Here is a 23,361-nt window from a genome sequence, read left to right as displayed (position 1 = left end):
GATTCGATCCCCCGTGCGAACCGCCTGACCCACCTGTCCCGTTCCCGCCGTTCTCGGCGGAAGCGTTCATCACGGCACGGTCACGACCGTAAGTGAACGCGGAAAACAGTATTGCCACGTTGGGTGACCGGGCGTAGGACTGTCGCACGGCACACGACCGCGCGCGAGGCGGTCGGCATCGGAGGGAAACGGGGATGCAGAAATCGCTTCGCGGGAAGCGGAAGAAGCGAACGGTACGAGCCGCGCTGGCCACGGCATCGGCGGGAGCGCTCATGCTCACCGCCGCGGGCTGCGGCGGCGACGACGGGGACACGGTCAGCGGCGGCCCGCCGCCGGTCACCGTGAAGCTGCCCAGCCTCAAGGGCCAGAAGCTCCAGGTCACCGCCGTCTGGACGGGCACCGAGCAGGAGAACTTCACCAAGGTGCTGAAGGAGTTCGAGAAGCGCACCGGTGCCAAGGTCTCCTTCGTCCCCAGCGGCGACGACATGGCGGGCTTCGTCGGCTCGAAGGTCGCGGGCGGCTCCCCGCCGGACGTGGCGATGGTCGGCCAGGTCGGGGTCATGCGCGAATTCGCGCAGAAGGGCTGGGCGAAACCGCTCGACGCCACCGCCACGGCGGAGGTGGACAAGAACTTCGCCAAGGGCTGGCAGGATCTCGGCTCGTACGACGGCAAACAGTACGGAGTGTATTTCAAGACCAGTAACAAGTCCCTTCTCTGGTACAACACCTCGGCCTTCGACTATGCGGGTGCGAAGGTTCCCAAGACCTGGCGGCAATTCCTCGACCAAGCCCAGTTGATCTCGGATTCCGGCACCGACGCGGTCGCGGTCGGCGGCCAGGACGGCTGGACGCTGACCGACTGGTTCGAGAACGTCTACCTCTCCCAGGCGGGCCCGGAGAAGTACGACCAGCTCGCCCAGCACAAAATCAAGTGGACCGATCCGTCCGTCAAGAAGGCGCTCGAAACGCTCGCCCAGCTGTGGGGCGCCAAGGGCCTGGTCGCGGGCGGCCGGAGCGGCGCGCTGCAGACCGCGTTCCCGGATTCGGTCACCAAGGCGTTCGGCAATGCCGCCCAGCCCGACGCGGGCATGGTCTTCGAGGCCGACTTCGTCGCCGCCAACGTCGCCGACGCGGGCGCCGAACTCGACAAGGACGCGAAGGTGTTCCCGTTCCCGGCGGTCGGCGCCAAGCCACCGGTGGTGACCGGCGGCGACGTGGGCGTGGCGCTGAAGAACAGCAAGGCCGCGCAGGCGCTGCTCACCTTCCTGGCCTCGCCCGACGCCGCGACCATCTGGGCCCAGTCCGGCGGATTCATCTCGGCGAACAAAAACGTGAAACTCAGCGCCTATCCCAACGCCCCGATGCGCGACATCGCCAAGGCGCTCATCGCGGCGGGCAATGACTTCCGGTTCGACATGTCCGACCAGGCCCCGGCCTCCTTCGGCGGAAAGCCCGCCCAGGGCGAATGGAAAGCGCTCCAGGACTTCCTCAAGAACCCGAGGAACGTGGAAGGAATCCAGCGCCAGTTGGAAGCCGATGCCGCCAAGGCGTACAAGAACTGACGACTCGACCGGGAGATCCATCATGTCGACCGCGACAGCGGGCGGCGCGGCCACACCTGGCCGGGCACCGTCCGGCCCACCGGCCACACCGCCCATCGTGAAGAAGAGGAAGAGCCTCCTGGGCACCCGGCCCTGGCTGGCGGCGGTATTCCTGCTGCCCGCGCTGGCGCTGCTCGGCGCGCTCGTCGTCTATCCGATCGGCTACTCCGTCTACCGCAGCTTCTTCGACGCGAGCGGCAACGGCTTCGTCGGGCTGGACAACTACACGGAGATGTTCTCCGACGACGCGACCAAGACCGCGATCAAGAACAACATCATCTGGCTGATCCTGGCGCCGACCATCTCCACCGCGCTCGGCCTGATCTTCGCCGTGCTCACCGAGCGGGTGCGCTGGGCCACCGCGTTCAAGCTGATCGTCTTCATGCCGATGGCGATCTCCATGCTGGCCGCGGGCATCATCTTCCGGCTGGTGTACGACCAGGACCCGGACAAGGGCGTGGCCAACGCCATGTGGGTGGGCGTGCATGACTCGTTCAGCGCCTCGCCGCCCTTCCCCGGCGCCCATCCGCGCCCGGCCGCCGGGCTGACGGAGTCCTCGAACGGCTCCTTCACCACCCAGGACGCCGTCCGCGCCGGGTCCCCCGCCGCGATCCCGCTGGTCGCCGCCCAGCGCGACGACATCAGCGGCGCGCAGGACGCCAAGGCCGCGCGACCCGAGGCCGGGAAGGTCACCGGCACCGTCTGGTTCGACTTCACCAAGGGCGGGCTCGGGAAGCAGGGCGCCATCGACAAGGGCGAGAAGGCGATGGCCGACCTCAAGATCGAGGCGGTCAAGGACGGCAAGGTCGTCGCGAAGACGACCTCGGCGGCGGACGGTACGTACGCCCTCCCCGCCAAGGCCGAGGGCGCCCAGCTGCGGCTGCCCACCTGGAACTTCTCCGCGCCGTACAACGGCATCGACTGGCTCGGCCCGTCCCTCGTCACCCCCGCCATCATCGGTTCGTACGTCTGGATCTGGGCGGGCTTCGCCATGGTGCTCATCGCGGCCGGGCTGGCGGGCGTACCGCGTGAGCTGATGGAGGCCGCGCGGATGGACGGCGCCAACGAGTGGCAGGTCTTCCGGCGCGTCACCGTGCCGCTGCTGGCGCCGGTGCTCTCGGTCGTCGTCGTCACGCTGATGATCAACGTGATGAAGATCTTCGACCTCGTCTACATCATCGCGCCGGGCCCCTCGCAGGACGACGCCAACGTCCTCGCGCTCCAGCTCTTCCAGTCGTCCTTCGGGACCGACGTCAACCAGGGGCTCGGCAGCGCGATCGCTGTCCTGCTGCTGTTGCTGGTGCTGCCCGTCATGTTCTTCAACCTCCGCCGGATCCGAAGGGAGAGCCGCCGATGACCAGCGCGGACACGGTCGTAAAGACAAAGCGGTCCCTGATCGGGCGGATCGCCGAACGCGCCGGGGGCGGGGTGGTGCAGGTCGTCCTCGTCCTCATCGGCCTCTTCTGGCTGATGCCGACGGCGGGGCTCCTCCTCTCCTCCCTGCGCGACCCGTCGCAGGTGAACATCTCCGGGTGGTGGAAGGTCTTCAGCGACCCCTCGCAGCTGACCTTCGACGCGTACGACAAGCTGCTCGGCAACCAGCAGATCACCGACTCGCTGTGGACCACCCTCGCCATCACCATCCCGGCGACCCTCCTGGTCGTCATCTTCGGCGCGCTGGCCGGGTACGCCTTCGCCTGGATGGACTTCCCCGGCCGCGACTGGTGGTTCCTGATCGTCGTCAGCCTGCTGGTCGTCCCGATCCAGGTCGCCCTGATCCCGGTCGCCAAGCTCTTCGGCGAGATCGGCATCTTCCAGACCACGACCGGCGTCGTGCTCTTCCACACCGCCTTCGGCCTGCCCTTCGCGATATTCCTGCTGCGGAACTTCTTCGCCGAGATCCCCAGGGAACTGCTGGAGGCGGCCCGCCTGGACGGCGCGGGTGAGCTGCGGCTGTTCTTCCGCGTCGTCATGCCGCTGGGCGCCCCGGCGATCGCCTCGCTCGGGATCTTCCAGTTCCTGTGGGTCTGGAACGACATGCTGGTCGCCCTGATCTTCGCGGACAGCGGCAATCCGCCGATCACGGTGGCGCTGCAGCAGCAGGTCCGGCAGTTCGGCAACAACATCGACATCCTGGGCCCCGGGGCGTTCGTCTCGATGGTCATCCCCCTGGCCGTCTTCTTCGCCTTCCAGCGCCAGTTCGTAGCGGGCGTCATGGCGGGCGCGGTGAAGTAACACTCCCACCGCACCCCGGCCCGGCCTTCCCTGGCCTACGCGCTCCGCTTCCGCGCCCCAGGCGCTCCCGCCGCACCCGGCCCGGCCTCTCCCGGAGGCCGGGCCGCAGCCGTCCCCACGGCGTGCCCCGCGCGGGATGCCGGAGGGGAATTCCCCCACCCCGCCCCTTCCCGAAACCGGGGCTCGCCCCGGACCCCGGCCCCCGGAGCCCCGGGGCGGGCGCGGGCCCGCAACGGCTTGGCGCCGGGCTTGCCCGAGCCGAGAGCTGGCAGCTGGAGCACCGGGTACGGGCCCACAACCCCCACACCGAACCCCGAGCAAGCGCGGCGGGCCACAGCCCACCCCGCAACGGGGTCCGGGGCTGGCCCCGAATGTGGGAAGGGGCGGGGACTATCAGCCCCTCCGCAATCACGCAGCAGGCCGACCCACCCGGCACCACCGGGACCCGGGGGCCGCAGCCCCCGCCGCGCCTAGCGGCTCGGGGCCCAAGCCCCGCACCGGGCCCGCTGGCCCACGCCCGGGTCTGCCCCCCCCAGCCCAACCCAGGGCCGCAGGCCACCCCGCAGCGGGGTCCGGGGCGGGCCCCGGGTTCGGGAAGGGGCGGGGTGGGGAAAAACCCAGCCCGCCCCGCAGCAACCCGGCCCTCCCGGCGCCACCGGGCCCCGGGGCCGCCACGCCAAACGGGTCGGGGCCCCAAGCCCCGCACCGGGCCCGCAAGCCCACGCCGGGGTCCGCACCCCAGCCCAGCCCCGGGCCGCGGCCCACCCCACGACGGGGTCCGGGGCTGGCCCCGGGTTCGGGAAGGGGCGGGGTGGGGGAAAGCCCGGCACGCCGCAGGGGGGCTGGGCCGAATGGGGGCAGTTTGGGGGTGTCCGCCATGGCGGCGCCTCATCACGGCGGCGTTCAGATGATGGTGTGAGGAACCACCCGTCCCGCGCCGCCCGCCCCAGGACGCACGATGCCCCTCACCGCACCGCCGCCCGCCGCCCCCCGCCCCCCGTCGTGGCTCGCCGATCCGCCCCTGGTGCGCGGCTACCGGCGTACGGTCCCGCTGCGCGTCCGCCGCGCGGTCATCGCCCTGACCGGCGTCGAGTTGCGCCGCGCGGCCATGCACGGGCTGGGCCGGATGTCCACCGCCTCCGGGGCGCTACGGCTGCGCTGGGCTCGGCGGCGGCTGGGACGGCTGGTGCGTACGGGGCTGCTGTCCGCACCGGACCGCATCGTGATCGCCGACGACCGTGGCACCCGGATCGCGACCGTCGTCCCCACCCCGACCCCCCTGTTCGCGCGCGCCGAGAACCTGCGGCTGGTGTGCGAGGCGCTGGACCGGGCGCGGCTCGACCACTTCGTCATCCGCTGCTACAGCAACGTCGCCTCCGCCGTGGGCGTACGGGCGGATCAACGGGCCGCGGTGGTCGCCGCACTCGGCGCGCTGTGCGCCCGGGAGGCGGGTTACGTCTCGCCGCCCGCGCGCCGGAAGGGCGGGGCGGGAGCGCTGCGCCTCGGCGCGGCGGCCCGCGCCTGGCGGCCGCTGGCCGCCGCGCCCGTCGTCCGCTTCACCCGCTTCCACACCACCCCCCGCGGGGACCTCGTCCTGGGCTCGTCGCACGGCTGCGACATCGAGTTCTGGGAACACGGCCCGGCGGACGGACCGGCGGACGGACCGGCGGACGGACCGGCGGACGGACCGGCGGACGGACAGGCGGACGGACCAAGCGTGGCGGAATCAGGCGTAACGCAACCCGGCGCAACGCACCCCGCCCGCGCGCCCCACCTCCACGCCCCCCGCCCCAACCGCACCACCGCCTCCGTACCGCTCGCAGGCGACGCCGTCCGCGCGCCGGACCAGATGTTCACCCGGCTCGCCCCGGCCGAGGGCTGGGCTCCGGGCCCCCTCGTCCGGACCCGGCCCGAGTTCACCACCCGGCTGCCGGACGACGTCCGCTTCCCCATCGACGTCGTCTACACCTGGGTCGACGGCTCCGACCCGCAGTGGCAGCGGCGGCGCGCCGCCGTGACCACCACCGGGGACGGCGCGGGCTACCACGAGCAGGCCGCCAACGCCGCCCGCTACGCCAACCGCGACGAGCTGCGCTACTCGCTGCGCTCGCTCCACCTGTACGCCCCCTGGGTGCGCCACATCTACATCGTGACGGACCGCCAGGTCCCCGCCTGGCTCGCGGTCGACCACCCCGGCATCACCGTCGTCGACCACCAGGACATCTTCGACGACCCGAGCGTGCTGCCCACCTTCAACTCGCACGCCATCGAGACCCGGCTGCACCACATCAAGGGCCTGGCCGAGCACTTCCTCTACTTCAACGACGACGTCTTCCTCGGCTCGCCCGTCACCCCGCAGGACTTCTTCCTCGCCAACGGCGTCACCAAGTTCTTCCCCTCCCGCGCGCTCATCCCGCTCGCCCCCGCCGACCCCCTGGACGTCCCCGTATCGGCGGCGGGCAAGAACAACCGGAGGCTGCTGGAGGGCCGGTTCGGGGCGACCGTCACGCAGAAGATGAAGCACACCCCGCACGCCGTGCGCACCAGCGTCCTCGCCGAGATCGAGCGGGAGTTCCCGGACCCGATCCGCGCCACCATGGCCAGCCGGGTGCGTTCCACCTCGGACATCTCCCTGCCGTCCTCGCTCCACCACTACTACGCGTTCCTCACCGGCCGCGCGGTCCCGGCCCAGCTGCGCTACGACTACTTCGACCTCGCCCGGCCCACCATCGACAACCGGCTGGCGAGACTGCTGCGGTCGCGCAGCTGCCAGGCGTTCTGCCTGAACGACACGGTCTCCTCCGAACACGACCTGGCCGGTCAGCTGGCCCTGCTCCGCCCCTTCCTCGACGCCTACTTCCCCGTCCCCAGCCCCCTGGAGCGGGCCGTTACCCGACAGGAGACGCGGCAGCCATGCCCCTCGCCATCACCCTCCCGCTGAACCCGGACGTCCTGGCCACCCGCGGCCCGTACCCCCGCGCGCTCAATGTGCTCAGCCGCAAACAGACCGCGGTGCAGCGGCAGTTGCGCCGCTCCGGCCTGGCGGGCTACGAACCCACCACCCAGGCCACCCTGCTGGCGCTCGCCGGGCAGGCCCCGGCGGGCAGCGCGGTGTACGACATCGGGGCGCACATCGGGCTGTACTCGGCCCTGGTCGACGCGGTCTACGGGCATGGCGGGCCGCACACCATCGCCTTCGAGCCCACCCCGCAGACCGCCGCCCTCTGCCGCCGCATCCGCCACTGCAACCGCCTCGACTATGAGGTGCAGCAGACCGCGCTCTCCTCCGAACCCGGCACCGCGGAGCTGTACTTCTCCCACAAGTCGGAGTCCTCGAACTCCCTCAACCCGGCCCACCGCAAGCACACCGAATCGGTGACGGTCCCGGTCACGACGGTGGACGCGTTCACCGAGGACCGCGGCCTCACCCCCCACCTCATCAAGGTGGACGTCGAGACCTACGAAGCGGACGTCCTCACTGGCGCCCTCGCCACCATCCGCCGTCACCGCCCCTGGATCATCTGCGAACTCCTCCCCAGCGCCGACCACGACACCCTCCGCACCGCCCTGACCCCGCTCACCGCCATGGACTACGGCCTCCACCCGATCACCCCGGAGTCCCCCTGGCAGCGCTACGACGAGACCACCTACCAGCAGGCCGTCAGCCCCCAGTCCCGCGATTGGCTGCTGGCCCCGCGCCCGCTGACCCCCGCCTTCCACCGCGCCGTACGCCGCTGGCTGATCGCGATCCTGGCCTGCGACGAGACGACGAACCTCATCACCCCCGACAAGGCGTCCTTCCCCTACGCCTGGAACGCCCCCTACCGCTCCCGCGCCCTCCGCCCCACCCTGACCCGCCTGACCACCGCCGCCACCCTCGCCCGCCGCGCCTTCCCCCCGGCCACCCCACCCGTCACCACCCCGCGCTGACCGGCCCCGGCGCGACGGCCCTCGACACCGCAGCGATCAGAGCCTCGACGCCCGCGCCCCAGCGGGAGCTGATGACCAGATCCCGGGCGGGGTCGGCCCACAGCAGATGGCCGCCGCCGTTGCCACGGGCGCAGCGCCCGGTGGCCGGAGCGGTGGGCCATACCGTGCGGTGGTCGTTGAGCCACCAGGACAGCCCGTAGTCCGGCTTGACCCGGCACGGCGTCCACATCTGCTCGATCCACCGGGCGGAGACGACCCGGGCGCGTCCCCATCGGCCGCCACGCAGGCACAGCTGCCCGATGCGGGCCAGGTCGAGCGCGCTGATCCACAGCCCTCCGCCCCAGTGGGCGCCGCCGGAGACCACCGGCACCCGGGCGCCGTCGAGGTCCAGATACGCGTTCGCGTAGCCGTGCCAGGACCAGGACGACGACGCGCCGACCGGGCCCATGACCCGCTCCCGCAGCACATCCGGCAGCGCACGGCGGAGCAGCACGGTGAGCGCCAGGGCGGTCAGGTTCACCCGGACGTCGTTGTACGCCCACCCCTCACCCGGCGGCCCGCCCGCCGACTCGGTGCCCTCCCGCGTGCTCTGCGCGTCGGCCGACGTCGGCTTCCCCCACAGCTCGCCCTCCCACTGGCTCGTCTGGTCCAGCAGATGCCGCCAGGTAACCGCCCGCCCGTGGACCCCGTCGAACTGCGGCAGCCCGACCCGCGCGGAAACCGGCTCGTCCAGGACCAACAGCCCGTCGTCATGGGCGATGCCCGCCACCAGCGCCAGCACGCTCTTCGTCGCGCTGTACGCCATCTCCACGCGCGCCGGCTCTCCCCAGGACGCGATCACCGCACCCCGCCGGACGACGACCCCACTCGCGCCCCCGCCGTCCAGCAGCGGCCCGATGACCTCCCGGTGGGAGGCGTCGGCCACCTGGTCGGCGAGGTACGACGCCATGTCACCCACCCCGGCCACGGCCCGCGCCGCCTGCTCCCGAACAGCCCGCCCCACGCCCCCGGCGTCCACCCCTTCCCAGGGGTCCCCCAAACCGCCCGCGTCGTCCAGGTCCACAAGAGCCTCGTCCATGCCCAACCTCCCCGACACCACCGAGTCGACGGCACCTTCCGTCACAGCCTGCCAGGGCCTGATCGCCATTCGAGCCATTCGGATAGCGACAAAAGGCGCATATACGGCGAGTCGCCTAGGGTGCGGTGAGTACGACGTATCCGCCGCGAAGGGCTCGCGCCATGAATCGCCTCGGTGTCCGGAGTTTCCGCGGTCTCGCGGCGTTCGCCGTGGTGGCCGGGGGGATGGGGGTGATGGCGGGGGCCGCCGTCACCGGGGCCGGTGGGGTGTTCGTCGGCGCGTCGGCGGTGGCGGTCGGGGGTGATCTGCTGCTGCAGCGCAGTGAGCCGGGGCTGATAGGGCGTCTGGGGCGGCTGCACATCGGGGAGACGCTGCGCTGTGAGCTGCGGTGTGTGCTGCTGCTTCTGCTGCTCGGACGGATGCATGTCACCGGTCCGGTCGGGCTGGCCTCGGCGATGGCGCTGGTGCTGTGTCTGCTGGGCGGCCAGGCGCTGCATGCCGCGATATGCACGCTGATCCGCCGTCGGCGACAGCTCGCGGTCGCGGCGCGCCATATCGATCTGCGCGGGCTGGGCATCCGCGACCGGCCGCCGCGGCGGCTGACGGAATGGCCGGGGCTGCGGATGCTGGCGTACGAGGTGTCGGCGCTGGGCGGGCTGGCGGCGACGCTGGTCACCGGGGACGCCCGCTGGGTGGTGGCGGGGCTGACGGCGGCGGCCGGGGGATGTGTGGTGACGGTGCTGGCACTGCTGCCGTACCTGGTGCGGTCGCTCCGGCTGCCGGGCCCGGCGCGGGTGCTGGCCGAGGTGGACGCCTGGCTCGTCCGGCACCGGCCGGAGACGGTGCTGTACTTCTCCGGGCCGCGGGAGGCCGCGTACCAGGTCGACATGTGGCTGGAGACGGTGGCGGCGCTACGCGCCCCGTCGCTGGTGATCCTGCGGGAACGGCATCTGCTGGAGGCGCTGGCGCCGACCGCGCTGCCGGTGCTGTGCGTGCCGGACGCGACGCATCTGCGGAGGCTGGACCTCGGCAGCGTGCGGGTCGCGCTCTATCCGGCGGATGTCGGCGAGAACATCCACCTGCTGCGCGTCCCCACCATGCAGCACGTGTTCCTCGGCCACGGGGACGGCGACGGGGACGCGGGCGGGGACGGGAACGGCGACACGGCCGCCGGGGTCAGTCCGTACAGCAAGGTCTACGACCAGGTGTGGGTCGCGGGCCGGGCCGGGCGGCAGGCGTACGCGGAGGCGGCGGTCGGGGTCGAGGACGCGAACATCGTGGAGGTGGGACGGCCCCAACTGGACGGCATCCGAGTCCAGGAGGACGACGGCCGCGCCCCGGACCGCCCCCTCCCCACCGTGCTGTACGCGCCGGGCCCCGCCGCGCTGACGGCCGCAGGCGAGACGCTCGTACAGCGGCTGCTGGAGAGCGAGCCGCCGGTCCGGGTCCTCTACCGGCCGCACCCGCTCACCAACGGTCGAGCGTCCGCCGCGCACCAGCGCGTCGTCGCCCTGATCGGCACGGCGAACGAGCAGCGGGCCGGGAAGGAGGGGGCGGACGAGCCCGAGGAGGTCACGGCGCTGCGCGCCGAGGCCGCCCGCTGCCGCGCCGAGCTGACGCGACGTATCGCCGCACACACCGCACGGCTGCGCCGGGCCGACGCCGACGAGGCGATGCTCACCCGCGACAGCGCCGCCCCCGATCCGGCGCTGCCGTACGAGGCCAGGGAGCTGGCCGAGCAGTGGCACCGGGCGCACTGGGCGGCCTCGCCGCCGTGGCTGCACCAGGTGGTCGACACGACGACACCGGATCTCCACTCCTGCTTCGACCAGGCCGATCTGCTGATCGGTGACCTCTCCGGCGTGGTCCCGGACTTCATCGCCACCCTCAAGCCGTACGCCCTCACCGATACGGCGGGGCTCGGCGCGCTGGAGTTCCGGCGGCAGCACACGGTGGCCCGCGCCGCCTACCTGCTCGGCCCGGAGGCCACCGGGACGGACGACGAGGCCGACGGAGGGGGCGACGCCGGGGCGGACGACGAGGTCGACGGCCTCCTCCGGGTGCTCTTCGACCCCGCCCGGGACCCGTTGCGCGCCGCCCGCCACGAGCTGAAGGCGTATCTGCTCGGCCCCACCGTCCCGCCGTCCATCCAGCGCTTCAACGAGGCCGTCGACGCGCTCGCCGCGAAGGGCGAGGCACTCATCCGGCTGCGCGAACGCCAGACGATCCGCGAGGGAGCACTCGATGAGCAACCGACGGCCGCACCCTGCACATGCGCTCCTTCCGCGCCGCCGCCCGCGAAGTGAACGGGTCCGGCGTGCCGTACGTCGAACGGGGCGACCCGGACGCCGACCGTCATCCACTGTCAGTACACCCGTCCCTCATCCCCGGCCAAGACCATGAGCAGCCGCCATAAGCAGCCGCCCGGAGCATCCGGAGCACCCGGAATCAGGAGCGATCATGGGAACGCAGCACGTCAACCGCCGCGATGACCGCGACCGCGGCACCCCCGCACGCCCCCGCCCGTCCGCACCCCCCGGCAACGCCGCCTGAGCCCCACCTCACCCACCGGAGTCCGCATGTTGCCGCGCACCCCACGCCCCGGCCCGCGCCCCCGCGTCAGCGTGATCGTCCCCGCCCGCAACGCCATGCCCGCACTGACCCGCGCCCTCGCCTCCGCCATGCGGCAGACGATAGGCATCGCCCGGCTGGAGATCATCGCGGTCGACACCGGATCGACCGACGGCACCGCCGCGGAGCTGGACCGGCTGGCCGCCGACTGCCCCGCCCTCAAGGTCGTCCACCAGGAACCCGGCGGCGGACCGGGCAGGCCCCGCAACACCGGACTCGACCTCGCCCGCGGCGAGTACGTCTTCTTCCTCGACGCCGACGGCCACCTGGGCCCCGACGCGCTGCGCCGCATGGTCGCGATGGCCGACCAGAACGGCACCGACGTCGTCCTCGGACGGATGGCCTCCCCCACCGGGCGCGGCGTCCCCCGGGCCGTCTTCCGCCACAACCAGCTGCGCACCGACGCCCTCGACTCGCAGGCCTACTCCACCCTCGGCCCCTGGAAACTGTTCCGCCGCTCCCTCATCGAACGGTTCCACCTGCGGTTCCCGGAGGACTGCCGTACCGGCGAGGACCAGCCCTTCACCGCGGCCGCCTACCTCAACGCCTCCGGCATCTCCGTCGTCGCCGACTACGACTGCTACCACCTCACCACCCGCCCCGAGACCGGGCCGAACCCCGCCCGCACCGGCCTCACCGACCGCATCGACACCATCCGGCTGCTGTTCCAGACCGCCGCCCGCTACACCCAGCCCGGCCCGCGCCGCGACCATGTGATGCGGCGCCACATCCGCCGGGAGCTGTGCGGCGCGCTGCGCGCCCTGCCCCGCGAGGACGAGACCGAGGCGCGGACGCGGTTCTTCCCCGAGCTGCGCCGCTGGGCGACCGACCACTGCTCGGACACGCTCTTCCGCACCCTCACCGCGCCCGAACGGCTGATGGTCCACCTGCTGCGCACCGGCCGCTTCGACGATCTGCTGACCGTCATCCGCACCGCGAAGGAAGACGCGGGCCGCGGCCATCTGGTCGAGAAGGGGCGCGTGTTCTGGCTGCACCCCTTCTTCCGCGACCCGGCGGCCGACGTCCCCGACGTCTGCTTCGACGTCACCGACCGGCTGCCGGTCCGCCACCACCTCACCGGTGCGGCCTGGCACGACGGCTCCACCCTGCGGGTCCGCGGCCGGGCCGAGGTCAAGGGCCTGAACGCCGGCCCCGAGGACCGCACCGAACTGGTACTGCGCCGCCGCGAGGCCAAGGACGAACTGTGCGTGCCGGTCACAGTGGTGGGCGACGAGGCGACGGACGGAAAGACGAGGGACAGCGGCGCGTCGGTGAACGGCGAGTTCGCGGCGGACATCGACATCACCACCGCCGACTGCGGCGCCCCGCTGCGCCCCGGCGTCTGGGACGTCTTCCTCGACGTACGCGCCGAGGGCGTCAGCCGCACGATACGTTTCGGCAACCGCCACGACGAGGGGCTCGACATCGGCACCGCGCGCCGGGTGGTAACCGCGGGCCCCGGCCTGCGCGCCCGCGTCACGCCGTACTTCACCACCCCCTACGGCAATCTCTCCCTCGACATCGGCCCGGCCCCGCGCGGCGCGCCCTGCGAGGTGACGGAGGCGCTGTGGCATCCGTCCGACAAGGGCACGCTGGTCGTCGCCGGGCGGCTGCTGCCGCCGGGCACGCCGCCCCGCAACCGGGTGCTGCGGCTGCGTGCCGAACACACCGACGGCCGCGTCCTGGACCACCCCGTGCGGTACGCGGCGGGCCACCCGGCGGGGGCGTTCACCGCCCGGCTGCCGGTGCGCGACCTGGGCCGCGGCCGCTGGACGGTGACGCTCGCCCTGATCGACCGGGGCGACGGCCCGCCGCGCGCCGCCCCCGTACCGGTACCGCCGCCCGAGCGGCTGCCCGGCACCCGCTGGCTGCGCCACGGCCGTCCGTACTACGCCAAACCGCTCACCGGGCACGGCGAGGCGACCCTGGAGCTGCGCATCGCCCCCGTACGCCTCTTCGCCGCCGCCCGCAACCGCCTCGGCCGCCGCGGCTGACCCGCGGTCATCCGCCAGTACGGAGACGACGAGTACGGGCCCGGGCCCGCCGCCGCACACCCGCGGCGATCCTGACCGGCGCCACCTCCAGGGCAAGGGCCTCCCGGGCCGGGTCCAGGGCAGACCGCCGGGTGAGCGGTTTGGCGTAGTACGGACGGCCGAAGCGGAACCAGCGGGTCCCGGCCAGCCGCGCCGGGCGGGGCACGTCGACGCTGCGGTCCTCCATGGTCAGCGTCAGCGTCCAGCGACCCGCCGTCAGCCGTTCGACGGGCAGCAGGGCGGTGAAGTCACCGGAACCGGAAGCGCCGCAACCGGTTCGAACCGCGCCGCGACCTCGCGCACCGCGCCCGTCCCGCTCTCGGCGCGCAGCCGCAGGCCGTCCCCGTTCCGGGTGACATCGCCGGTCAGCCGCCCGCCGACGATCAGGACGGCCTTCCTGGTGCCGTGCCAGGCGGTCCGGGTCACCTGGCAGGGGATGTCGTCGTCGCGGGCGTGGGCGACCCCGCCGACGTCGAGCGAGAGATTGCCGTAGGGGGTGACGTACGGGACGACCACCACCGGTTCGCCGCGCGGTGTCGTCACAGCGCGCTGCGGCGGCCGGACGATCTCACCGTCCTCGCGGCTGCCGCGGAGCCGTACGACACGGCTGACGTCCTGGGCCCGGACGTCCAGGTAGAGGTTCCACAGGCCGCGTTCCAGCGGTGCGCCGTCGTCGGCGGTGGCCGGGTCGATGTCGGCGACAAGACCACCGGATGTCCCGGCGGAGGTGGTGGGCACCCGGATCTCGGGGCGGTCGGACTCGTACTTGCGCAGGACGAGTTCGGTACCCGGTTCGAGCGCGTCAATGCCCTCGATGCCTTCGATGGCCTCGATGCCCTCGATGGCGGCGTGGCCCGTCAGCCGCAGCACTCCGCCGTGCCACCGCGCCGTATCGAGGCGGTGGTGGACCGGCAGCCGGTCGGTGATGTCGAAGCAGGCGTCGGGGACGTCGGCGGTGTGGTCGCGGAAGAACGGATGCGTCCAGTAGACGCGCCCCTTGTCGACGAGGCGTCCGCACTCCGCGTCCCGCTTGGCGTCGCGCGCGACGGCCAGGACGTCGTCGAAGCGGTCGGCGCGCAACAGATGGATCAGCAGCCGGTCCGGGGCGTCGATCCGCTGGACGATGGTGTCGGTCACCCAGGTCCGCGCCCAGTGCCGGAACTCGGGGAAGAAGCGCTCGCGCGCGTCCCGTTCGCTCTCGCGGGGCAGCAGCGCCCGCAGCGGACCGCACAGTTCCCATTCGACGTGACGGCGCATGATCTGGTCGCGGCGGGCGCCCGGTTCGAGGTAGCGGGCCACGGTCTCGAAGCACAGCCGGATGCCGTCCATGCGGTGGGCGAGATCGGACGCGGTGAGGGTGAGATTGCTGCGGTTCTCGCGGTAGCGGACGTAGTAGCAGTCGTAGTCGGCGACGACGGAGATGCCGGAGGCGTTGAGGTAGGCGGCCGCGGTGAACGGCTTGTCCTCACAGTTGCGGTAGGGCGGGAAGCGCAGCCGCAGCCGCTCGATGAGCGACCGCCGGAAGAGCTTCCAGGGGCCCAGGGTCAGATAGGCGTGGGAGGAGAAGATGTCGGTGCGCGGCTGGTTGTGCGAGAAGACGGCCCGGGGCACGGCGCGTCCGCCCACCGAGGCGATCTTGCCGAGCACGATGTCCGTGCCGTTCTCGTCGGCCATGGCGACCATGCGGCGCAGCGCGTCCGGCCCGAGGTAGTCGTCGGAGTCGAGGAAGAACACGAAGTCGCCCCGCGCGCGGTCCAGTCCGGTGTTGCGGGGGCTGCCCGCGCAGCCGGAGTTCTCCTGGTGGACGACGCGCAGCGCGGGGCAGGTGCGGGCGAGCCGCTCCAGCTCGTCGCCGGTGCCGTCGGTCGAACCGTCGTCCACCGCGATGATCTCGATGTGCTCCGGGCCGAGGGTCTGGTCCATCGCGGAGGTGACGGCCCGGGTCAGCTCCGGCATGGCGTTGTAGGCGGGAATGATCACGCTGACGCGGGGGCGGGCAGGGGACGCTGCGGACATGACGGCCTCCGGACTCCGGCTCACGGACCTTCACGGACGTACGACGGGGGTACGACAGGCGTACGACGGGATCAGTCGCTCTCGAAAACCTCGGGCACCTCGGGAACCTCCGGAACGGCACGCGTGGGCTGCACGGCATGCGGCGGCAGCGCGCCCCCGCCGTGCCCCCGCGCCTCGTGCGGCGACGGCACCGTACGGCTCCCGGGCCGCCCCTGCGCCACGGACGGCAGCGGCCGGGCCGTGACGTCCTCGCCCAGCATGAGCGTCCGTACGACGCGCTCGGCCGCGTGGCCGTCGTCGTACGGGCAGAAGCGGGCCCGGAAGGCGGCGCGCAGCGCGGCCGCCTCGGCGTCGCACCAGCGGCCCTCGCGGAAGACGGCGACCAGTTCGTCCAGGGTGCGGGCCACCGGGCCCGGAGTGTCGCCGGGGCGGCCCGACAGCAGGTCGAAGTAGACGCCGCGGGCGGCCCGGTAGGTGTCCCAGTCGTCCGCGTAGATCACGATGGGCCGGTCCAGCAGCGCGTAGTCGAACATGATCGACGAATAGTCGGTGATCAGCGCGTCGGCGGCCAGGCACACCTCCTCCACCCGAGGGTGGTTCGACACGTCGCGCACCAGCCCCGCCGCGTCGAGTTCGCGCAGCGCCGCCGACGGCCGGTACGAGTAGTGCGCCCGCACCAGGAGCGTCGTACGGGGGCCCAGGGCGCGGCTGACCCGCTCCAGATCCAGCCGGGGGACGAACCCCTTCTGGTAGTCGCGGATCGTGGGGGTGTAGAGGACGGCGGTGTGGCCCTCCGGAACGCCGAGCCCGGCGCGAGCGCGCCGTACGTCGTCCGCGGAGGCCGAGACCAGCACGTCGTTGCGCGGATATCCGCATTCCAGCAGCCGGTAGTCGGCGGGATAGACCCGTTCCCACACCTCGCTGGAGTGCGGATTCGAGGAGAGGGCGACGTCCCAGCGGTCGATGCGCTTGAGGAGATTCCCGAAGCTCATTCCCGCCGCGGCGGCGGGATAGTACTGCTGGTCCAGGCCCATGCATTTGAGCGGTGTGCCGTGGAAGGTCTGCACATGCACCGTGCCGGGCCGTTTGACGACGTCGTTGGGGAAATTGACGTTGTTGATGAAATAGGTGGCGCGGGCCACCGTCCGGTAGAAGTCCCGGGTGCCCGAGACGACGTAGTCGACGTCCTCCGGAAGCGAGGCGATCTCCGACTTCTTGACCACCCACACCCCATGGATGTGCGGTGCCAGTTCCCGGGCCTTGTAGTAGATCGCCGCCGGATTGCACAGCACTCCGCGGCCCCAGTACGCGCTGTAGACGGCCAGGTTCGGGTCGGCCGGGCGCCGCCGGTGGGCCCGGTACAGGGCCCGTTTGCCCCGTACGGCCAGCGCCGCGCGCGCCATCCGCCTGGCCTTGCGGGCCCCGGCGACGGCACGCGTCGCCGTCTCGTGCTCCCGGTAGCGGGCGAACGAGCCGCGGGCCAGCGCCGCGAAGCGCCATTCGGCTCCGGCGGGCGGCCGGAATCCGTCCGGGATGTGAGTCCGGTACCAGGTGGCGGCCCGGCGGAAGAACCGGGGCCGGTCGGCCGCCGCCACCCGGGAACGGCGGTCCAGGCAGAACAGGAAATGGGAGACGGCCCGCTCGAAGAGCAGACACCGCAGCGGATTCAGATGCGGATGCTCGTCGAGGAAGGTGAAGAGCCGGGCGTACTGGTCGAATATGACGAAGTGTTTCTCGCCGGGACTTCCCGTACTGGCGCCGACCCGGCGCTGACGGTATTCCAGGCCGACCAGGTCCACACAGGAGATGCGCCGCGCCGTCAGCATCGTCAGATACGACAGCAGCGCGTCCTCGTAGATTCCCTCGCTGAACGAGAAACCGTGGCCGGTGTAGAAGGCGCGGCGGTAGACCCGGTTGGACGACATCGCGAAGATCCGCAGGAATTCGGGGCGCTCCAGGACGGAGAACACCTCCGTGCCCGCCGAGGCCAGCAGCTCCCCGAAGACGCTGGGCGCGGTACGCCCCGACCAGTAGGTGCGTACGTGGTTGAAGTAGAGGATGTCCGGGTCCTCGTCGAGGGCGAGCCGTTCGGCGAGGCCCTCCAGGGTGCCGGGCGCGAGGGTGTCGTCCCCGTCGAGGAAGAGCAGATAGTCGCCGGTGGCCCGTTCGACACCGGCGTTACGGGCCTGGCCGGGGCCGGAGTTGACGGCCTGGTGCACGGGCACCACCCGGCTGTCGTGGGCCGCGCGGGAGTCGATGATGGCACCGCAGTGGTCCGGCGAGCAGTCGTCGACGGCCACCACTTCCACGTCGCGGAACGACTGGGTCAGCACGGAGTCCAGGCAGGCCTGCAGATAGCCCTGCACGCGGTAGGCGGCGATGACGATGCTGAAGCGGGGCATGCGGGCTCCTCGGGACGCGACGGACGCGACGGCGGGTCGAGGCGCGAAGCGCTCACTGACTCACACCGTAGGGTCGTACGTCCCGATATGCCCGATAAGCCCAAGGCGGGGGCGGCCGAGCGGGTGAAAAACGCCCCCGGCGGGCATGAAACCCGCCGGGGGCGCCGAAAACCGACCGGAGCGGTCAGCTGTGCGTGCGCAGCAGCGTCCGCATGGTGCGCATCGCCACCGACAGGTTCGCCAGGTCGAACGTCTCCGACGACTGGATCTCGTCCAGCGTCGTCCGCGCCCGCTGGAGGATCGCGGCGTTCTTCTGCTCCCAGGCCTTGAAGCGCTGCTCCGGCGTGGAGCCGCCGTTACCGACCGACAGGACGTCGGAGGTGAGGGCGGCCTGCGCCGCGTACAGGTCCTCGCGGATGGAGACGCGGGCCATGGACTGCCAGCGGTCGGCCCGCGGCAGTTCGATGATGCGGTCCATCAGCTGGCTGATCGACAGCCGGTCCGCCAGGTCGTAGTAGACCTCGGCGACCGCGAGGGGGTCCTTGCCGGTGCGGTCCGCGATGGCGACGATGTCCAGCGTCGGGAAGGCGGACGAGAAGCCCGCCACCCGGGTCGCCAGATCGTCCGGGACACCGGCGGCGGTCAGCTCGTCGTGGATGCGCTGGTACCACTCGATGTCGCCGCCGCGCAGCAGCTTGGGCAGCTGTGCCCGCACCGCGGCGACCCGCTCGGCGAAGAATTCGATCGTCCCGGCCAGCTCCAGCGGCTGCGGCCGGTTGTTGAGCAGCCAGCGGGTGCCGCGCTCGACGAGTCGGCGCGAGTGCAGCCGCATCCGGGTCTGGAAGTCCGCGGCGACGACCGTGTCCAGCGCCTCGACCTCGTCCCAGACCTCCCCCAGCTCGAAGATCATTCGGGCCGCGGTCTGGGCGCGCACGACCTCCTCGGTGGAGGCCCCGCTCTCCTCCCGCATGCGGTGCAGGAAGGTCGAACCGGCGGTGTTGATCGTGTCGTTGACCAGCACCGTGGTGATGATCTCGCGGCGCAGTGCGTGCCCGTCGACGTACTCGGGGAAGCTCTGGCGCAGCGCCTGTGGGAAGTAGGCGTGCAGCAGCCGCTGGAGGTACGGGTCGTCGGGGAGCCCGGTGCCGATCAGCTCGTCCGCCACCGTGATCTTGACGTAGGCGAGCAGCACGGCCAGCTCGGGCTGGGTCAGACCGCGCCCGGCGGACAGCCGCTCGCGGATGACCCGGTCGGCGGGCAGGAACTCCAGCCCGCGGTCCAGCCGTCCCTCGCGCGACAGCCGGCGCATCAGCCGCTGGTGGGCGTGGAGCAGGCTGGGGGCCTGGGCGGCGGAGATGGCGAGGGTCACGTTCTGCGCGTAGTTGTTGCGCAGCACCAGCGCGCCGACCTCGTCGGTCATCTCGGCCAGCAGCTTGTTGCGCTGCTTGACCGTCATGTCCCCCTCGGTGACCAGCGCGTTGAGCAGGATCTTGATGTTCACCTCGTGGTCGGAGGTGTCCACCCCGGCGCTGTTGTCGATCGCGTCGCTGTTGATCCCGCCGCCGTTGGTGGCGAACTCGATGCGGCCGAGCTGGGTCAGGCCCAGGTTGCCGCCCTCGCCGACGACCTTGACCCGCAGGTCCTGGCCGTCCACCCGGATCGCGTCGTTGGCCTTGTCGCCGACGTCGGCGTGCGATTCGGTGGACGCCTTGACGTACGTACCGATGCCGCCGTTCCACAGCAGGTCGACCGGGGCCTTGAGGATGGCCTTCATCAGGTCGGCCGGGGTCATCTTGGCGACCTTGGTCTCGATGCCGAGCGCGGCCCGCACCTGCGGGGTGATCTGGATGGCCTTGGCGGTCCGGGGGTGGATGCCGCCGCCCGCCGAGATCAGCCCGGTGTCGTAGTCCTCCCAGGACGAGCGCGGCAGCTCGAACAGCCGGCGCCGCTCGGCGTACGAGGTGGCCGCGTCCGGGTTGGGGTCGATGAAGATGTGCCGGTGGTCGAAGGCGGCGACCAGCCGGATGTGCTCGCTCAGCAGCATGCCGTTGCCGAACACGTCACCGGACATGTCGCCGACGCCGACGACCGTGAAGTCCTCGCTCTGGGTGTCGTGGTCCAGCTCCCGGAAGTGCCGCTTGACGGACTCCCAGGCGCCGCGCGCGGTGATGCCCATGCCCTTGTGGTCGTAACCGGCCGAACCGCCGGAGGCGAAGGCGTCGCCGAGCCAGAAGCCGTACGACTGGGCGACCTCGTTGGCGATGTCGGAGAAGGTCGCGGTGCCCTTGTCGGCGGCGACGACCAGGTAGGTGTCCTCCCCGTCGTGCCGGACGACGTCCTTCGGCGGCTCGACCTGGCCGCCGACCAGGTTGTCGGTGATGTCGAGCAGACCGGAGATGAAGGTCTTGTAGCAGCCGATGCCCTCGGCCATCCAGGCGTCCCGGTCCACCGACGGGTCCGGCAGCCGCTTGCCGACGAAACCGCCCTTGGCGCCGACCGGCACGATGACCGTGTTCTTCACCATCTGCGCCTTGACCAGGCCCAGGATCTCGGTACGGAAGTCCTCACGCCGGTCGGACCAGCGCAGGCCACCGCGCGCGACCTTGCCGAAGCGCAGGTGCACACCCTCGACGCGCGGCGAGTACACCCAGATCTCGTACGCCGGGCGGGGCGCGGGCAGATCGGGCACGGCCTGCGGGTCGAGCTTGATCGACAGGTAGTCGTGCGGCGCGCCGTGCGCGTTCTTCTGGAAGTGGTTGGTGCGCAGGGTGGCCTTGATGAGGGTGAGGAACGAGCGCAGGATGCGGTCCTCGTCGAGCGAGGCCACCTGGTCCAGCGCCGCGTCCAGCTCCTCCATCAGGGCATCGGTCAGCTCCAGGCCCGCCCGCTGCCGCTCGGGCGACATCCGGGCCTCGAAGAGGGAGACCAGCAGCCGGGTGGTGTGCACATTGTTACGGAGGGTGTCCTCCATGTACGACTGGCTGAAGGTCGAACCGGCCTGCCGCAGGTACTTGGCGTACGCGCGCAGCACCATGGCCTGCCGCCAGTCCAGCCCCGCGCCCAGCACCAGCTGGTTGAAGTTGTCGCTCTCGGCCTGGCCGGTCCACACGGCGGCGAACGCGTTCTGGAAGCGCTCGCGGGCGTCGTCGGCGAGCGCCTCGCCCTCGCGCAGCGGCAGCCGCAGCCCGAAGTCGTAGATCCAGGCCGTCGTCCTGTCCGCGCAGCGCAGCTCGTACGGGCGCTCGTCGACCACCTCGACGCCGAGCGTGTTGAGCACCGGCAGCACGGCCGACAGCGACACCTGGCCGCCCGCCCGGTAGATCTTGAAGCGGCGCTCGGCGTGGGCCGCGCCGACCGGCTCGTACAGGCTGAGCGCGAAGTCCTGCGGGCTGTCCTCGGCGGTCAGCCGCTCCACGTGCTGGAGGTCGGCGACGGCGCCGCGCGGCGTGTGGTCGGCCTTGTAGCCCTCCGGGAAGGCGTGCTGGTAGCGGCGCAGCAGCTCGGCGGCGCGCTCCTCGCCCACCTCGGAGACCAGGGCCTCGGAGAAGCCGTCGGCCCAGGAACGGGCGGCGTCGACCAGCCGGTTCTCGATGCGCTCGACATCGGCGTCGGTCAGGTCGGGCAGCTCCGTACCGGGCTGGACGCGGACCACGAAGTGCAGCCGGGACAGCACCGACTCGGTGTGCAGGGCGGTGAAGTCCACCGGCGGGCGGCCGGTCAGCTCCTCCAGCAGGATGTCGGTCAGCCGCAGCCGCACATCGGTGGTGAAGCGGTCACGGGGCAGGTAGACCAGCGCGGAGTAGTAGCGCCCGTACTCGTCCTGACGCAGGAACAGCCGCAGCCGGCGGCGCTCCTGGAGGTAGAGCACGCTGGTGACGATCGAGCGGAGCTGGTCGACCGGGGTCTGGAACAGCTCGTCGCGCGGGTAGGTCTCCAGGATCTGCAGCAGGTCCCGGCCGTCGTGGCTGTTGGCCCCGACCCCGGCGCCCGCCAGCACCTCGGCCACCTTGCGCCGGATGACCGGGACCCGGCGCACCGACTCGGTGTACGCGGCGGACGAGAACAGCCCCAGGAAGCGGCGCTCGCCGATCACATTGCCCTCGGCGTCGAACTTCTTCACGCCGACGTAGTCGAGGTAGGACGGCCGGTGGACGGTGGCGCGGCTGTTGGCCTTGGTGAGGACCAGCAGCTTGTGCTCGCGGGCCTTGGCGCGCGCGTCGGCGGGCAGCCGGTTGAACGACGGGGACACCGGGGCGGGCCCGGCGTGGACGCTCTCATCAGTGTCCTGGTGGGCCGGATCGGAGCGCAGGATGCCCAGGCCCGTGCCGGGCACCGCGCTCAGCACGTCCTCCTCGCCACCGGCCTCGGTGGGCGCCTGGGTCAGCTCGTACTCGCGGTAGCCGATGAAGGTGAAGTGGTCGTCGGCGAGCCAGCGCAGCAGCTCACGGGCCTCCTCGACCTCCTCCGGCAGCACCTCGGCGGCCTTGGGCTCCTCCGGCAGCACCTCGGACAGCCGCAGCGCCGACTGGCGCATCTTGTCCCAGTCCTCGACGGCCTCGCGGACGTCGGACAGGACGCGCAGCAGATCGGAGGTGATCTGCTTGAGGTCGCCGCGGTCGGTCTCCCGGTCGGTCTCGACGTGAATCCAGGATTCGACGACGGCGTCGTGCGGCAGATTCTCACGGGCCTTGCGGTCGTACGAGGCGTCCAGCAGCTCGATCAGCTTGCCGGTGATGTCACGGCGCACGACCACCTGCGGGTGGATCACCACATGGATGCCGCGGCCCTGGCGGGTCAGCTCATTGGTGACCGAGTCGACCAGGAACGGCATGTCGTCGGTGACGACCTCGACGACCGAATGGCTGCACGTCCAGCCGTGCTCCTCGACGGTCGGAGTGTGCACCCGAACGTTCGCCGTGCCCTGCGGGCGCGCCTCGGCGAGCCGGTAGTGGGAGAGTCCCGCACCGAAGACGTCGACCGGGTCGCGGTCCGCGAGATCCTCCGGCGGCGTGTGCAGGTAGTAGTGCTGGAGGTATGCGGTCAGGGTCTCCGGGCCCGGGCCCTGTACCGGTGGTTGCCCCCCGGCAGGACTGTTCTCGGCGACCCGCGCGGCCCGTGCGAGCAGCTCGGCCTTGGCTTCGTCCAGCTTGGTCTGCATGTCCTCTGGCTCCTGTCGCGCGCCGTTGCGTGACATAGGTGGCGGTGGCATGACGCCGCGACTCGGGGTATCCGGTCACGTACGACGGTATGCCGGATCGGGAGAAGGCCGCGGCGTACTCGGCCGTAAGTGACCAAGACGACCCCACGCGGCGTCGACCAGCGGCAGCGGCTCCGGCCCGGAGGCGCCCCGGGCTGGGAGCGAGGGCCTCCTTGCCCCCGTGGACTATCGCGCTGATCACGCAGTAAGGCTATCGCTCCACCCCAGGGGCTCGTCA

12 protein-coding genes are annotated in these 23,361 nt (G+C 71.8%); 7 read left to right on the top strand and 5 right to left on the bottom strand.

The window, feature by feature from the left end:
• The first annotated feature begins 194 nt into the window (after positions 1 to 194).
• From ABZ370_RS40060 to ABZ370_RS40040, 5 genes are all read left to right on the top strand, one after another.
• Positions 195 to 1,562, top strand: a complete 1,368-nt coding sequence (locus tag ABZ370_RS40060) for an extracellular solute-binding protein (protein WP_358632164.1) — start codon at positions 195 to 197, stop codon at positions 1,560 to 1,562.
• 22 nt (positions 1,563 to 1,584) lie between these two features.
• The gene (locus ABZ370_RS40055; RefSeq protein WP_358632161.1) at positions 1,585 to 2,958 is read left to right on the top strand and encodes a sugar ABC transporter permease; all 1,374 of its coding nucleotides are present in this window, start codon (positions 1,585 to 1,587) and stop codon (positions 2,956 to 2,958) included.
• On the top strand, positions 2,955 to 3,836 hold the full coding sequence (locus ABZ370_RS40050) for a carbohydrate ABC transporter permease (protein ID WP_358632158.1): 882 nt from the start codon (positions 2,955 to 2,957) through the stop codon (positions 3,834 to 3,836). The genes ABZ370_RS40055 and ABZ370_RS40050 overlap by 4 nt, the downstream gene beginning before the upstream one ends.
• A 958-nt stretch (positions 3,837 to 4,794) precedes the next feature.
• Positions 4,795 to 6,777 (top strand): stealth family protein, encoded by a 1,983-nt coding sequence (locus ABZ370_RS40045; protein ID WP_358632156.1) that lies wholly within the window; start codon positions 4,795 to 4,797, stop codon positions 6,775 to 6,777.
• Entirely contained in the window at positions 6,750 to 7,766 is a 1,017-nt protein-coding gene (locus tag ABZ370_RS40040) for an FkbM family methyltransferase (RefSeq protein WP_358632153.1), read from the top strand. Before ABZ370_RS40045 ends, ABZ370_RS40040 begins: the two co-directional genes overlap by 28 nt.
• On the opposite strand, the gene ABZ370_RS40035 is transcribed toward ABZ370_RS40040, so the two are convergent.
• The gene (locus tag ABZ370_RS40035; protein WP_358632150.1) at positions 7,750 to 8,844 is read right to left on the bottom strand and encodes a serine hydrolase domain-containing protein; all 1,095 of its coding nucleotides are present in this window, start codon (positions 8,842 to 8,844) and stop codon (positions 7,750 to 7,752) included. The two genes, ABZ370_RS40040 and ABZ370_RS40035, sit on opposite strands and share 17 nt — an antisense overlap.
• 161 nt (positions 8,845 to 9,005) lie before the next feature.
• Between ABZ370_RS40035 and ABZ370_RS40030 the strand changes: the two genes are divergently transcribed.
• Both ABZ370_RS40030 and ABZ370_RS40025 read left to right on the top strand, forming a co-directional pair.
• A complete protein-coding gene (locus ABZ370_RS40030; RefSeq protein ID WP_358632148.1) occupies positions 9,006 to 11,150 on the top strand; it encodes a hypothetical protein in 2,145 nt (714 codons plus the stop codon).
• Positions 11,151 to 11,423: 273 nt separating this feature from the next.
• Positions 11,424 to 13,469, top strand: a complete 2,046-nt coding sequence (locus ABZ370_RS40025) for a glycosyltransferase (protein WP_358632145.1) — start codon at positions 11,424 to 11,426, stop codon at positions 13,467 to 13,469.
• A gap of 7 nt (positions 13,470 to 13,476) precedes the next feature.
• Here the strand turns inward: ABZ370_RS40025 and ABZ370_RS40020 are convergent, their stop codons facing one another.
• The 4 genes from ABZ370_RS40020 to ABZ370_RS40005 all read right to left on the bottom strand — a co-directional run bounded on the left by ABZ370_RS40020 (position 13,477) and on the right by ABZ370_RS40005 (position 23,084).
• Positions 13,477 to 13,695: a hypothetical protein gene (locus ABZ370_RS40020; protein WP_358632142.1), complete on the bottom strand. Its 219-nt coding sequence runs from the start codon at positions 13,693 to 13,695 to the stop codon at positions 13,477 to 13,479.
• Positions 13,696 to 13,724: 29 nt separating this feature from the next.
• The gene (locus ABZ370_RS40015; protein WP_358632139.1) at positions 13,725 to 15,524 is read right to left on the bottom strand and encodes a glycosyltransferase family 2 protein; all 1,800 of its coding nucleotides are present in this window, start codon (positions 15,522 to 15,524) and stop codon (positions 13,725 to 13,727) included.
• A 71-nt stretch (positions 15,525 to 15,595) separates the two neighbouring features.
• Positions 15,596 to 17,926: a CDP-glycerol glycerophosphotransferase family protein gene (locus tag ABZ370_RS40010; RefSeq protein ID WP_358632137.1), complete on the bottom strand. Its 2,331-nt coding sequence runs from the start codon at positions 17,924 to 17,926 to the stop codon at positions 15,596 to 15,598.
• A 184-nt stretch (positions 17,927 to 18,110) separates the two neighbouring features.
• Positions 18,111 to 23,084, bottom strand: coding sequence for an NAD-glutamate dehydrogenase (locus tag ABZ370_RS40005; RefSeq protein WP_358632134.1), 4,974 nt, complete (start codon positions 23,082 to 23,084; stop codon positions 18,111 to 18,113).
• Between the last annotated feature and the right edge of the window lie 277 nt (positions 23,085 to 23,361).

The organism is Streptomyces sp. NPDC005962 (assembly GCF_040629205.1).
Lineage (GTDB): Bacteria > Actinomycetota > Actinomycetes > Streptomycetales > Streptomycetaceae > Streptomyces.
The sequence above is the reverse complement of the archived record's forward strand: the minus strand, read 5'-3'. Positions and strand labels throughout refer to the sequence as shown.